At 51.3% G+C, this 14,152-nt stretch carries 9 protein-coding genes; all 9 read right to left on the reverse strand.

Going from position 1 to position 14,152, the window contains the following annotated elements:
• Window positions 1-27: 27 nt before the first annotated feature.
• Window positions 28-5,088, reverse strand: coding sequence for a fibronectin type III domain-containing protein (locus IEW11_RS09030; protein ID WP_188530737.1), 5,061 nt, complete (start codon window positions 5,086-5,088; stop codon window positions 28-30).
• Between the two features lie 373 nt (window positions 5,089-5,461).
• Window positions 5,462-6,316: a GMC oxidoreductase gene (locus IEW11_RS09035; protein ID WP_188530738.1), complete on the reverse strand. Its 855-nt coding sequence runs from the start codon at window positions 6,314-6,316 to the stop codon at window positions 5,462-5,464.
• A 28-nt stretch (window positions 6,317-6,344) separates the two neighbouring features.
• Complete coding sequence (locus IEW11_RS09040) at window positions 6,345-7,424, reverse strand: substrate-binding domain-containing protein (protein ID WP_188530739.1); 1,080 nt, start codon at window positions 7,422-7,424, stop codon at window positions 6,345-6,347.
• Window positions 7,425-7,504: 80 nt separating this feature from the next.
• Window positions 7,505-7,819 (reverse strand): DMT family transporter, encoded by a 315-nt coding sequence (locus IEW11_RS09045; RefSeq protein ID WP_188530740.1) that lies wholly within the window; start codon window positions 7,817-7,819, stop codon window positions 7,505-7,507.
• Between the two features lie 113 nt (window positions 7,820-7,932).
• Window positions 7,933-9,069, reverse strand: a complete 1,137-nt coding sequence (locus IEW11_RS09050) for a sugar ABC transporter substrate-binding protein (RefSeq protein ID WP_188530741.1) — start codon at window positions 9,067-9,069, stop codon at window positions 7,933-7,935.
• Window positions 9,070-9,180: 111 nt separating this feature from the next.
• Entirely contained in the window at window positions 9,181-10,224 is a 1,044-nt protein-coding gene (locus IEW11_RS09055; protein WP_188530742.1) for an ABC transporter permease, read from the reverse strand.
• A gap of 46 nt (window positions 10,225-10,270) precedes the next feature.
• Window positions 10,271-11,236, reverse strand: coding sequence for an ABC transporter permease (locus IEW11_RS09060; protein ID WP_188530743.1), 966 nt, complete (start codon window positions 11,234-11,236; stop codon window positions 10,271-10,273).
• Complete coding sequence (locus IEW11_RS09065; protein WP_188530744.1) at window positions 11,233-12,759, reverse strand: sugar ABC transporter ATP-binding protein; 1,527 nt, start codon at window positions 12,757-12,759, stop codon at window positions 11,233-11,235. The genes IEW11_RS09060 and IEW11_RS09065 overlap by 4 nt, the downstream gene beginning before the upstream one ends.
• A 136-nt stretch (window positions 12,760-12,895) precedes the next feature.
• The gene (locus IEW11_RS09070) at window positions 12,896-14,134 is read right to left on the reverse strand and encodes a M24 family metallopeptidase (RefSeq protein WP_188530745.1); all 1,239 of its coding nucleotides are present in this window, start codon (window positions 14,132-14,134) and stop codon (window positions 12,896-12,898) included.
• Between the last annotated feature and the right edge of the window lie 18 nt (window positions 14,135-14,152).

Below are 14,152 nucleotides of genomic sequence, written 5' to 3' on the forward strand. Positions count from 1 at the left end.
CAATTCCCGATATATTATTTCCGTCCTTTACCTTGATCGCGGTGCTTTCGGATTCGGGCGTGCATCCGGCTGCCGTTTACCCGGTGCCGGGCGAAGCGTCCGGACGGTCAACGCCGGTCCGTTCTTCGTCCAGTTACCCGCAGCATCTGCAGCTTCCACCTTGAATTTATATTTCCGCCCCGCTTCCAGATTATCTACCAACCATGTCGTGCCCGTGGGATTGGCCAGAACACGGCCGTCCTGCAGCAGTCTATACGCTGTTATTCCCATTTGATCCGCGGCGGGGGTCCAAACCAATTGCACAGACGTCTGCGTAATGTTATTCGCTCTTAGCTTGCTGCCCGCCGGCCAGGTCGGAGGCGTCGTATCACTTGGAAACGGAATTTCCGGATCATCGGTACCGGGACCATGAATCGTCATATTGCCCATAAAGTCAACCGCTTCCACCTTGTATACCGCATTCAAGTCAGATGCGCCTGCAATGGTGTAGCTTGTCAGCTTTCCGTCAACGGAAGCCATGAATGAACTGTTGCGGTATATGTTGTAATTGTTGATGCTTACATTATCAATGGCCGAATCCCACCGCAAGATCACATCGTCACCCTCTTGCGTTGTCGTAATACGGGATCCTGTAGGCCATACAGGCGTAATCGTATCCAGCTTCAATGTCGATCTCGCCAGCTCCAATCTCGAAGAGCGGTTACCCGCTTCATCCAGCGCTGCAACTGAGAAGGTATATGCAGTATCATCTTCCAGCCCATTGATATAGTAACTCGTAACTGCCCCTTCAAGATCGGCCGCCTTGGCATCTCCTGCATAAACCTCATATCGGGCAACCGCCGTATCGTCGGAAGCTTCAGGCCAATGGAGCAGCATTCCGGTTGTTCCCGCATGAGATGCAATAAACTCGTTGCCTGCTTCCCAAGCAGGAGCAGTTGTATCGGCAGCCAGCGTAGATACGGTGACGGTCAGTCCTGCAGTTTCATTACCCGCCGCATCCTTGGCCGATATCGTAAGCTCGGTCGTTGTGCCTGCCGGAAGACCGGTAACCGTATAAGCTGTCTTGCTGCCGGGCACATGCGCAATCACTTGAGCTCCCTGATAAATCAAATAGTGGTCGATTCCATATTCGTCCTCGGCAGCTGTCCACGAAAGCGCCGCACTAAAGCGGGACACAGAATCAGCCTCCAATGCGGAATCTGCCGGCCACACCGGCGCTTGCCGATCCGCGTCAGGCGTCGTCAGCCGAACCGTTGGTCCGCCTGCACTCTCATGCTTCGTATCCTTTGCTACAATCCTGAACTCATAGGACGCAGACGGATTCAAGCCGATGACCTCCAAGCTGGAGACATCCGCTCCGACGGTTGCAAAAAGTACATTATCTTGATAAATATTATAGCTTGTAATACCTGTTTCATCGGATGCTCCCGACCACGTCAAGGTTACTCTATCCGGTTTAACATGCGAAGCATTCAGCGTGCCGTCGCTCCAAATCGGTGCAGCTGCGTCCTCCTCAACCGCTGCGGTACTAATCAATAGATAAGGCCTTAAGGCCGCATCGCTCGCCTCTTTGGAGTAAATATCCACATTCTGATCCAGCCAGTTGTCATCCTGAAGCATGAAGCTGATTGCCGTATCGCCGTTTATTTTCGTCATAACATAATCGGTCACCGGTATGGTTTTCCAATATCCGGCGTTTCGAACCGTTGAGCTGTCCAGGCGCGTTCCTGCTTCCGGTTTGTTGAGCCAATTGATCGTGCTCTCCGACCAATTGTTGCCGGTTGCATACAAGGCCATGTTAATATCGATGTTCGGCGTTTGCACAGCAGACACATAGAAGCTGAGAGAAGCTTCATAGACACTGCCTGTAACCGTGTTCAGCGGGAATTTCATATATACCCTTCTGTTATTTCCTGTATTTTTGTTCTGTTCGCTGCCGGACGCTCCCGCAGCATTCTTGTATCTGAGATAGGCGAGGTTATTCGTCGTACCCGCTCCTCCGAATACGGCAGGCGCCTGCGGGAACGCGTCATCGCTTGGATGTAATCGATACGCTTGTCTTACGAGCCCTGAATGCGTTCTGACCGATATGGATGGGCCTGTGTTCGACGAGTTACCAAATGCATCAACCGCTTCCACCCGGAATGAATAAGACTGGTCCGCTTCCAGATTGGAAACTGAATAGTTGTACACATTCCCGTCCACACTCGCGATCAAGCTGTTATTTTGATAAATCCGGTATCCCGTTACCCCGATATTATCCTCAGCCTGCGTCCATTGCAGCGTAACTTCTCTATCCGTTAGAGAAGAATACGTCAACAATCTTGTTTTTGGCCATGTCGGCATCACATCATCATTCGCGACAGCGGTTGTAATGGTCAATTGCGGGCTAACATCTGACCAATTATTATCCCCGTCACCCGCTTTTATCTTGAATTCATAGGTGGTGTAGTCCGATAATCCTCTGACCTCATAAGAAGCTGCCGAGGCCGGCAGGGTTATGAGCTCTTGATTGCCTTTAAACACACGATAGGCCGTTACTTCGCGATTGTCCTGTGCAGGCGTCCAATGTAAAGTTAAACTATTCGAAGTGACCCCGGATGCTGTAAAGCCCGGTTCATTCCAAGTCGGTGCGGCAGTATCTACTGTGCCTAATGTTTTAAATACAACAATTGGGCCGCCAGACGATATATTGCCGTGCTCATCCTTCGTCTCTACACGAACCGTATATTGTGTATTCTCCAATAAATCGGTTAAGCTGTAGCTCTGCTCTGCCGTATCCACGATTGACCGGCCATTCACATAAACACGGTAGCTGGCCGCGCGAACTTTATCCACGCCTTTAGGCCAACTAATCACAGCGCCGGACTGATGCAAGTCGGATACCGTAAGATAAGATCCTTTGTACCATCCCGGCTGAACATCATCCGTGCCTGACGGCGTTGTGACGCGGATCGCTTCGCTTTCGACGGAATGGTTCCCCTGCTGGTCCACAGCCTTTATCGTGAAAACATAGGTTTGATTTTGTGCCAATCCTGTCACGTCATAACTTGTCAGATGAGCTGGAATTTGCTCAAGCAAGCTTCCGTCTTTATAAAGCAAGTAATGGTCAACCTCAATATTGTCATGTGCTTTCGGCCAATTCAACGTTACGGATGCAGGGGCAACGTCCGCTGCGCCAAAAACACTTCCATAGGGCCATACCGGTGCTGTAATATCTGCGGTTTGATCAGGTATCGGCAAAGGCACGAACGATGGGCGCTCTTCCGTCGGCTCCTGCCCCCATATAACGGTGACCTTATTGTCTGCTCCTTTTATTAAGGAAGTGCGGTAGGTCTGCTCCGTTCCTTCATAGGTAACTGCGATTTCGTAATCACCATAAAACCCCCGCGTTTTGTAAGTCCCTTCCGCATCCGTTACCCCTCGAACGTCCGTCCACCACGTATTGTAGATGAGCCTTTGCCATTGCTCGCCGGCCGGCTTCAACGTCCAATCCGCACGGTATAAGGGCGCGTTGCTTTGCCAGTGTGCGCCGTCCCAGAAACCCCACATCGTAAATGATTCCACGTTCGGATGACTAAAGGTCGCCGTCAATAGATCGCGGGTGAACATCGCTTGCATGTCTTCCCGGGGGGTGTTCATATCAAATTCCGTTATGGCGATCTCATCGGCGTATTGTGCGAAATGAGTAAGCTGATTGTAAAATGCCATCGGGCTTACCGGCGCGCTTCCAAAGTGAGCCTGAATCCCTATGCCGTCTACCGGAGCGCCACTGTCGACTAACGTTTCAAGAAAATTGGAAAACTCATGAATAACCGGCGAATCCAAACCTAAAATTTGCGTTTCGTTCACATACAGCTTTGCATACGGATCCGCTTCTTTCGCCCGCTTGAACCAATCCGCCGCAATCCCATCCCCGTACACACTGCGAATCGTTTTATTGGCCGTCGGTTCATTCAATACATCCCAATCGACAAGCCTTCCCTTGAAATATCCCGCCACCTCATGAAAATGATCCTGAATCCGCTTATGAATTTGCTCCGGATCATTGACGATCCCGCCGATGTCGCTTGGCATTCTGGTCAAGCCATCCCACAGCAGCGTATGACCCCTGATGGCAAAACCGTTCTCGCCCAACCAGTTATACAGTCTTACCGCTCTGGCCTTGTCGCCTTCCCACCAGGGCCACTTCAATTCATTCTCCATGACAACCGAGCTGAAATTCTCCTTCAGCTTCTCCCGGTAGATTTCCGAATTCGCATCCGTTCCGAAAACCATCGCACTATTCACAGCCGTGCCAAACTTAAAATCATGCTTCGTCATCTTCACATGAACATCGGCGCCTGCAACAGGCTGGCCGTCCGCATCTTTCACGACGATCTCGAGATCCCCTTTGCGGATTTCTTCGATACGCCGGTCGGCCTCTTCACGCCAAGGAGCATCCTCCTCCATCCCCTCGTAGTAAAAAGGCGTACTTGGCAGGTCTTCGATTGTGATCGCTTTCTTATAATTTATGACTTTAATATCCGCCATTTCAATCACTTGCGGCCTGTAGCCGACACGCAGCGTAACGTGAGATTGATTGGCCGGCATATCAAGCGCAGCTTTAATGGGTACAAAAAACTGCTTCCACTGCGTGGGGACCGCCACTTTTTCCGTGATCGATTTCTCCCACGTCCCCACTTTCTCCAGGACAAAGCTGACCGTTCCCTCAGCCGTTTCATGCGTGGAGCTTATCGTTCTTGCATAGAAAGTTGCCAGCATGACATCATCTTTTTCAATAGCGGCTTCTATGGGAATTTCATATTGAAAGTCGTAATCGAATGACGGCTGGACAGTAGTCGTAAAGCGCAGCGCTTCCGGAAATCCTTCCCCCTCCACGGCTACAACTTCCATGCTCCCATAGGCTTCAGACCCTGCTTTGAGGCCGGCGTTCGCAAGGCTAAGAGCTGAAAGAATCACTTCTCCATCCGGCAATTGATTCGGTCCCTCTGCAGTGACCGCTCGCGCCGGAAGCGCTTGCAAAGGAAAAGCCAGTAAGATTCCAGCTAGCAGTAAACAGATAAACTTCCTAAGTCGTATATTCACACTCGTATTCCTCCCTATCCACCGAAAATTGGAAATACCTTAATACAGAGTCAAGCATACTCATTGAATCGCCTCCTCGAAAAAATCAATCTACCCTCATTGTAGTGAGCATCTGCGGGTAAAATAAGTAACAGCCATGACTCATTTGGAAATTTTTTTACGTCCGTGGTCATCGGCGTTACCGGACTTATGTCGCCTAAATTAATCTATTTCATCATAAACAGGCCCCAGTCTGTATGCTAGGCGGGGCCTATTTGACGTTCACTGAAGTTGGATTAAAATGTAAAAATTCGATTTTTCAGGTCTGCTCGAAGGTAAGGTGAAGTTTCAGAGAAGGCTTTGCAGCGGGTTTACTGAAGAAGCGGGAGTGAAATTATCGGTGCACACGATATAATAGCCGGTCAGCCGTCATGTAAGCCAAAGCCATGATCGTTTTCATCGGATGGCAAGGAACAAAGGAAGGCAGCTGGCCTGCGCCGATTGCAAACAGCCCTTTACATTCATGGACTTCGCCATACGGATCGACAACCGTCTCCTTACGGTCCCATCCCATCCTGTGAGTGCCGCAGCCATGAACAAACTGGTCAACAAGCGTAGATTGATACTCCCTTCCATGATTATCCTGCCATTTGTAATGAATCTGTAGTACAGGCAGCCCATAGGCGTCTTTTGTTACCGGATCCAACTTGCAGGACGCCTGACAGTCACTTTGGGCGGAGTAGGGATAAAAGCGCCTGCCCACATCGCCGTTTTTGTTAATTCCAGACACCAATAAAAGCCTTGCATTCTCAAGGGCGTCGCCGGCAAGAATGACGATCTCCGACTCCAAGTCTTCCGGTTCACCTTGGGCATTGAAATACGATACGCCCTTGGCCCGTCCCAATGAATCACGGTGAACAAGCTTAACCTGAGCGAATGGTCGAAGCTCCAGATTACCCGTTTCAACGGCGACGAATCGCAGGAATTCTTCCAGCTTACCATCGGCTGCCGCCCTTGCCAGCTCCTTCTCCACACGGTTATAGCCGGCTTTAAGCTCTTTATCACTAATGGGCCAATCGGACATGATGTTATCATCGGAATCCCACGCTTTGGCGGAATACTTCATCATGCCGCGTTCACCCGTTTTCTTCAGCACGATCACTTTGAGGCCCGCACGGGCTAACTCGGCCGCAACGATGACGGAGGCTTCGCTTATTCCGGCTATGATAACATCATGCTTCTGACTCATCTTTTCACCTCGTATCCGCTGAATAGTCCTAGTAGCCTGTCTTTCCTTTATATTTCTCCACGTTTTCTTTGGTAACCACAGGCGCCTCCAGCTCGATGAATTTCGGCATCTTCTCTCCGGCTATTGTTTTGGCGGCTGCAATAATCCCCATTGGCATAACGATCGGGTACGCAACCGTCGCATCGATCGTTCCCTCTTCAATGGCCTCCAGGGCCGTTTCCTGTGCATCGACGCTTACGACAACAATCTCATCTTCTCTGCCGGCAGCCTTGATCGCCTCAATAGCCCCCATAGTCATCACATCGGCATGGGAGACTAAGGCGTTGATCTGTCCTGAGGGAAAACGCTGGAGGATATGTTCCATAATTTTGAATCCCTTCGATTGTTCGAAATCGGCATTCATGCTCTCAATAATCTTAATATGGGGATAACCTTCAAACGCTTCCAAAATCCCTTTACTTCGATCTATCGCTGTGGTGGAAGCCGGAGTTCCTCTCAATTCAATGACATTGCCCCTGCCGTTCAATAGAGCGACCACCTGCTGTCCGGCTTTTCTGCCCACTTCAACATCCTCAGCCTTAATGAGCGTCAATACCTCGACCGGCGACCAGCGATCAATCAGTATGATCGGGATTCCCGCTGCCTTGCCCCGTTCCAGAGCAGGGTTAACCGTATCCTTCTCTACAAGGTCAATCACCAGAACATCGACTTGCTTGGCAATAAAATCGTCAATGACCGCGGATTGGATGACCGGATCACTTTTTCCATTACCAATCACAACTTCCATATTCGGAAAATACGTTCTGACCGCTTCCTCCGCCATTCTCATCGTACCCGCTCCGTAAGGAAAGGTACCCGAGGCAACAACGCCGACTGTGCCCTTGATCGAATCTCTTGGAGCTTCCAGCGTCAGCATTTCTTGACATAAGTCCCCGCAAAATAATCCGTAGTCTATAGCGACCGGCTCACTCGCAGCACCAGGGCGATGCGTATATTCTGCATGATCGTCCATATTCCGGCCTTCGCTGGAATTACTGCATGCAACCGAGAAAAACAACAGAAAAGACAGCACTGAATACCCGAACATTTTCATTGATTTCATCGCCATGAATCCCTCCTCATGATTAAACATTAGGTATCGTTTAATAGTATAAATCAGAAAGATACTTGGCAATATCGACAACAGTCCTATTCAGATACAGTCATTCCGACAATTCCCGCCATGATCAGCAGAGCGGATACGACTTTCAGGGCCGACATCGGTTCATTAAAGAAGACATAACCTATATAAGCAATAATAGCGATACCCGCCCCGGACCAAACGACATAAGGGACGATCATGCCCAGGTATTTAATGCTTAACGATAATGAGAAATAACAGATGGCTGTAAATACGTACCCCAAAGCATACATGGCCCAATTTTCCTGCTGGGCATGGATTTTAAAGCATACAACTGCCAATACATTTGCAATAATGACGAATAGCACATACAGCCATCCCATGGCCTCCACCCTTTCGGACAAACAACGTGAAGCTTGATCTATTGTGAAAGAAAAGGACCCGACGTTAACATACGGTCATCAGGTCCTTTTACAGACTTGCTTAGGCCAACGTTCTAGTCGTTCCGCTTCGTACTGAGCGCCCAATCGGTGTAGGCCGCCGCAACATCCACATTTTCCTTGTCGATGACAGCCGTAGGCACATTAATGATTTTGTCGACTGTGTATCCCAGCACTTCATGCATGAATACCGCTTTAATAAACTCGCGTCCCATATCGACCGGGCCGACGTTAACGGTAGCAGTCAGCTTCCCTTGGCGAATCGATTCATAACCGGATTTGAGTCCGTCAGCTCCGATCGTAATGATGCCATCCGTGCCATCCCACAGCTTCAGGCCGCGCGCTTCCACTGCCTGCGTGGCTCCCTGCGCCATCTCTTCGTTCTCGCCGTAGATCAAATCTACGTCAGGGTGGGCTTGCAGCAGGTTCTCAGCAGCCTGCATCCCTTTGTCGCGAACGTAGTCACCGCGCTGCTCGCCGACGATTTTCATATCCGGATACGGCGCTATCGCTTCAAGAAAGCCGTTCTTGCGCGAGGTCGACCAGTGGCCGGGAAGTCCCCAGATCAACAATATATTGCCTTTGCCTTGAAGCTTTTCCGCAGCATACTTGCCGACGATATAACCCGCCTGATAGTGGTTGTTGTAACCGATGACGGAGACCGCCTTCAACTCGTCTTCCTCCCACATCTCGGCCGGCATGTTGAACATGAAGATCGCCGTTCCCGCATCCATTGCTTTCTGGTAGACGGCGTTCATCGCGTCAAAATCACCTGCGGAGGAGACCAATATCGCATCATACTGCTTCGCCGTCCAGTTCTCGATGGTCGCCACCTGGGATTCTACGGACTGATGTTCATTGGGCGCAGACATCTCGAACTCGAACTTAACGCCGAAGCGGTCGCTTAATTCATTCATCATCGTATTGGCGCCATGCTCGATAATATCGTAGAATTCCGAGGCTGCCGGCGGGGTGAAGCCAATCTTAAGCGTGCGCCCTTCCGCGGCTGTTCCCACGAATTGTTCAAAATTTTGATCTCCCCATTGATAAGCGGTGGAAGAGCCTTCAGCGACTACGCTGGGCGTAGCCGATTCTTCCGGAGCTTCGTTATTGGTGCAGCCTGCTATGACCAGGCTCGCCACAAGGACAACCAGCATGATAAGCTTCATGCTCATTCTTTTTCTACCCGACATCTGTTTGACCTCCTCAAATTTTCTTGCCTCTCATTGATAGCCGTAAGCCAGTGAAACCCCTGCTGCTAGAATGACGACTAGCTCCTCTGCTTCTTAGCTCTCCTCTGCTTCTTAGCTCTGCTTCACCTCCTTTAAGGCCTTGCGGCTGCCAAGCCTGATTCTTGCGGAGCCGCCCCAAATATTGACCGTAACGGCAACGAGAATGATGACACCGACAACGATCGTCTCCCAGTACGGATGGACATTGAGAAGATTCATCGCATTCTTGATCATGAACAAAATGATGGCCCCAAGCGCCGTTCCGACCAAGCTGCCTTTCCCCCCGGCCAGACTTGTTCCGCCGATGATGGCGGCCGCGATCGCCTCCAGCTCGTAGTTCTTGCCCATCTCGGGATGTACGGTCGTCAGCCGTGAAGCAAGAAGAATGCCTGCGATAGCGGCGATAAGGCCGGATAAGGCATAGACCTTGATACGCAGCCTGTCAACCTTGATGCCGGATATGCGGACGGCTTCCTCGCTGCTGCCCAGAGCCAGAACATGGCGGCCGAACCTCATTCGACGATAGACAAATAGCAGGATAAGAAGCAGCAGTGCTGCAACGATAACCGGAAATTGAATATTTAAAATTCGCCCTTGGCCAAGAAATGTGAAGCTGCTGCTCATGTACTCGCGGATCGGTATGGCTCCGGTCCATACATAGAGGACGCCGCGGGCGATAATCATCATGGCCAGCGTGGCAATAAACGGCGAAATGCCGAGCTTCGTAATGACAAGGCCATTCACAATGCCCACCGCCGTACCGACGATCATGCCGCCGATGACAGCCATCACCATGTTTACATCATGGTAAAGCAGCCATGCTGTCATTCCGCCGGAAATGCCGACGATGGAGCCCACCGACAAGTCAATGCCGCCGGTCGATAGAACAAAGGTCATTCCAAATGCCAATATCATGACGAATGCTGCCTGCTGCAGTATGTTCAGCAGGTTGATATAAGTCAAAAAATGCTCCGAAGCAAAAGACATCACGATCATAATGACAGCCAAGAAAATGATGAGTCCGATGATCTGCCCATCGATTCTCAGCGGTATGCGCAAGCTCTTCAGCCGATCAGAGTCCGGTTGTACGATGGGTTCTGGACTTTGATTTCCCAAGTTTGGCAGCCTCCTTCAGAAGTCGCTTTATATATTCATGGTATAGTTAGGCCGTCTTTGCCCTTGTGGATGTATAACGCTCTACGCCCACCGCAATGATGATGATCAGGCCGGTTATAATCAAACGATAGAACTGGTTCACCGCCAGCAGATCCAGCCCATTGGAGATAAGCGCAAGAATGATCGCGCCGATCGCTACGCCAGTCACACTTCCCTTGCCCCCGAACATGCTCGTTCCGCCGATGACAGCCGCAGCGATCGCATCAAGCTCATAGGAGGTACCCATTAACGGCTGAACGGCCGTCAGCCGCGAGGACAACAGAATACCGGCGGATGCAGCCAGCAAGCCCGACAGCGCATAGACTCTAATTTTGATGCTGTTTGTGGAAATACCCGACAGATGCGCCGCTTCCTGGTTCGAGCCGACAGCTACAACAAAACGTCCGAAGCTCGTTGAATTGAACAGAAAATAACAAATCAGAAACACGGCCAAGGCGATCCAGACCGGCATAGGGATTCCCAGCCAATAGCCTTGAGCCAGAAATGCGAATTCCGGCGTGGCAAAATTCCGGATCGGCTCATTAATGGTAAACAGAAGCAGCAGCCCGCGCGCGATATACAGCATGGCAAAAGTGGCCAAAAAAGGGGAAATGCGAAGCCGCGTGATGATCATTCCGTTAAACGCCCCGATCAGCGTACCCAGTAGTAATCCTGCCAGAATCGCCAGCCACATGTTCGTTCCGTTCATCATCAGCCAGCCGGTGACACCGCCGCACAGGCCGAGGACCGAACCGACCGACAGATCGATGCCGCCCGTCGAGAGCACGAACATCACACCAAAGGCGACCAGCATGACGAAGACGGAATGCATAAGCAGATTGGTAATGTTCTCGACCGTCAGGAAGTATTCGGACGATACCGACAGAAACACGAACAGTATGACAAGAATGATCGAAACGCCCAGCCCTTCGCGCGCATTAAGCTTTATTAGTTTTCTAGTGTGCGTATTCATTCATGCCCTCCCGAAGCGTACATCATAATGTTCTCCTCCGTCGCTTCTTCTCGTGAAAACTCACAGACAAATCTCCCTTTGTGCATCACATAGATGCGATCGGACAGCCCCATCAGCTCAGGGAGCTCTGAGGATACCATCAACACAGCGCCTCCATCCCGCACAAATTCCGCGATCAAGTTGTAAACCTCAACCTTGGCGCCTACATCGATGCCCTGCGTCGGTTCATCGAAGATCAGCACCTTGGGCTGCGTGAAGAGCCACTTGGCCAGGATGACCTTCTGCTGGTTTCCTCCGCTCAGGAACCTGACCTTCTGATTCACATGCGGTGTTTTGATCCCCAAGCGCTTTACGTAATCCTCGGCGATCAGCGTCTCTTTTCGCTTCTTTAACACAAACCTCTGTCCAAGAATTCGCTTGATGGAAGCTACCGTGATGTTCTGGCTGACCGTCAGCTCAATTAATGCGCCATGCAGCTTGCGGTTCTCCGGCAGCAGGCCGATCCCCGCCTGAATGGCATCGCGCGGCGAACGAATCCGGCGGGGACGCCCATCCACGACGACCTTGCCCGAATGAATGGGGTCCGCGCCGACGACAGCACGCACCGTCTCCGTCCGCCCCGATCCGGCCAGCCCGGCGATCCCGACGATTTCTCCCTGCTTCACATGGAAATTGATATCCTTCAGCACACCCCTGCGGTTCAGATCGGATACCTCCAAGACCACCTTGCCAAGCGGCACCTTCTCTTTTACGATGTGGTTGGATATTTCCCGGCCCACCATCATGGAGACCAGATGATCGATATTCGTATCCTCTTTATTGACTGTAGCGACATTTTTTCCATCACGCATGACCGTAATCCGGTCGGCAAGCAGAAACAATTCCCGCAGGTGATGCGATACGTAAATAATTGAAACGCCCTGTGCCTTCAAAAGCCGGATAAAATCGAACAAAACCTCGCGCTCGTGCTCGGCAAGCGCGGCAGTGGGCTCATCCATGATCACGACCGAGCAATCAACAGAAAGCGCTTTCACAATCTCGATGACGCGATTTTTGAGCGCATCCAGCTCACCCACAGGCCGATGGAGATCCTCTACCGACGGGAAAAACTTCTGATAGAGCCTGGCCGTCTCCAGATACATTTCCTTCTCGTTCATCGCCCGCACAGCTTTCCCTACGACTGACTTAACGAGTTCCCTTCCCAGGTATACATTCTGTACCGCCGACAGATGAGGGGCCAGCGAAGGCTCTTGAAAAATCGTACTGATGCCGAGTGCCTGAGCTTCCTTGGTGCCGTTGATATCGACTGCCTTTCCCCGAACCCGGATCTCTCCGCTATCTTTGCTGTATAACCCAGAGAGAATTTTAATCAGCGTGGATTTGCCCGCCCCGTTCTCCCCTACTAGCGCCAGCACCTCCCCTTTTCGTACATCCAGTGATACGTTCTCCAGCGCCAGCACACCGGGAAAGCGCTTCGTAATTCCGCTTAGCGACAAAAGGACTTGATCCTCTTCAACTGTCATCTGTTACCCTTCACTCCCATCCAACGGAAACTTGGTTGCTGCGCCTGCCTGGATTGTTATTGCATGAAGCAGGCGCAGCCGATATCCAAATCTGTCTATTATTCAACGTTTGAAGAAACGTAGATCTATTAATCTATTATTCAACGTAGAGGAAACGATTGAAGGTATGGAACGGCTCAAGTCCGTTCTTGCGCACAACGACCTGGTCTTCCGTTCTTACGCCGCCGATGCCGGGAACAATCAGAGACAGCTCGTAAGCGAAGGTCTGACCTTCCTCCAGCACGTTATCGCAAGCCGGCCCGATTTCCGGAATATCCTCCTCCGGATCCATACCGGTCGCATGTGCCCCAGTACGGCCTTCGCTCACCTCGACCAGGTATTGCTCCACCTCATACTTGCTGAAAGCTTCGCGAATGACACGGTCAGCCTCGATACCGGTCATGCCGGCCTTAATCTTCTGCAGGCACTCCTCGTAACCGAGCGAGCACGCCTCCATCAGACGCTTGGCTTCATCGGATACATTGCCGTAACAGATCGTACGGGCGTTGTCGGAAGCATAGTCATTGACGCGGATACCGTAATCCATCATGACAAGGTCGCCACGACGCATTGGACGGGTGGTCGGACGTTTGAAGAGCACATCCGTGTTCTCGCCGGACTGGATCATGATGTCGTATGCGATCGCGTGCCCGCCGTTTGCGAACATGGCCGCGTATACGAGGGACGTTGCTTCCAGCTCGGTAATGCCTTCGCTGTCGCGCAGCAGGTCCATCAGCATTTCGATCCCTGCGTCGCACACTCTGGCCGCACGTCTCATCGAAGCGATCTCCGCCTCGTTCTTCTTCGATTTCAATTGCTCGATGATCATGGAGCGTTTCACCTCGGAGCCTTGGAACGCCTCATTGATCGGGAACCAGAACTCCAGATCCATGAACGTATATCCGCAGATGCCGATTTTCTTCGGTTTGTCTTGAGCCGCTCTTTCCTTCAGGAATGGCCCCCACTCCGAACGGATCTCCCGGATATCGCCGCCCAGTACTTCCATTGCGGAGGAAGTATGCGCCGAAGGAATCTCGCTCATCGGCAGGAAGAACACCGGATCGCGGCCAGGCACCAAGTAGAGCAGCATCGGCTGCGGGTACACACCGTCAATCGTGCGGTAGTTCACCAGCCAGCGGATGTTGGACATCCGGTAACAGTCGCCGAATACGATCAATGCGTCCAGGCCCTCATCGGCGATTTTTTGTTTTGCAATTTCAACCCGTGCTTTGTAGTCCTCATTCGTAATCGTCTCGCCCGGCCCTTGGAACTCACCATAGCGCACCAAATTTTCGAACTTATCAGGAATCCATTTCAACGCTGCATTTGAAATCATATTTGTTAACTCCTCTCA

Source organism: Paenibacillus abyssi (genome assembly GCF_014640295.1).
In the GTDB taxonomy this organism is placed as follows: Bacteria; Bacillota; Bacilli; order Paenibacillales; family Paenibacillaceae; genus Paenibacillus_D; species Paenibacillus_D abyssi.

Excerpts from the sequence above, each read along its gene's own strand:
- IEW11_RS09035 (WP_188530738.1), bottom strand. The coding sequence starts at position 6,316 with ATGAGTCAGAAGCATGATGTTATCATAGCCGGAATAAGCGAAGCCTCC.
- IEW11_RS09045 (WP_188530740.1), bottom strand. The coding sequence starts at position 7,819 with ATGGGATGGCTGTATGTGCTATTCGTCATTATTGCAAATGTATTGGCA.
- IEW11_RS09060 (WP_188530743.1), bottom strand. The coding sequence starts at position 11,236 with ATGAATACGCACACTAGAAAACTAATAAAGCTTAATGCGCGCGAAGGG.
- IEW11_RS09040 (WP_188530739.1), bottom strand. The coding sequence starts at position 7,424 with ATGGCGATGAAATCAATGAAAATGTTCGGGTATTCAGTGCTGTCTTTT.
- IEW11_RS09070 (WP_188530745.1), bottom strand. The coding sequence starts at position 14,134 with ATGATTTCAAATGCAGCGTTGAAATGGATTCCTGATAAGTTCGAAAAT.
- IEW11_RS09065 (WP_188530744.1), bottom strand. The coding sequence starts at position 12,759 with ATGACAGTTGAAGAGGATCAAGTCCTTTTGTCGCTAAGCGGAATTACG.
- IEW11_RS09050 (WP_188530741.1), bottom strand. The coding sequence starts at position 9,069 with ATGTCGGGTAGAAAAAGAATGAGCATGAAGCTTATCATGCTGGTTGTC.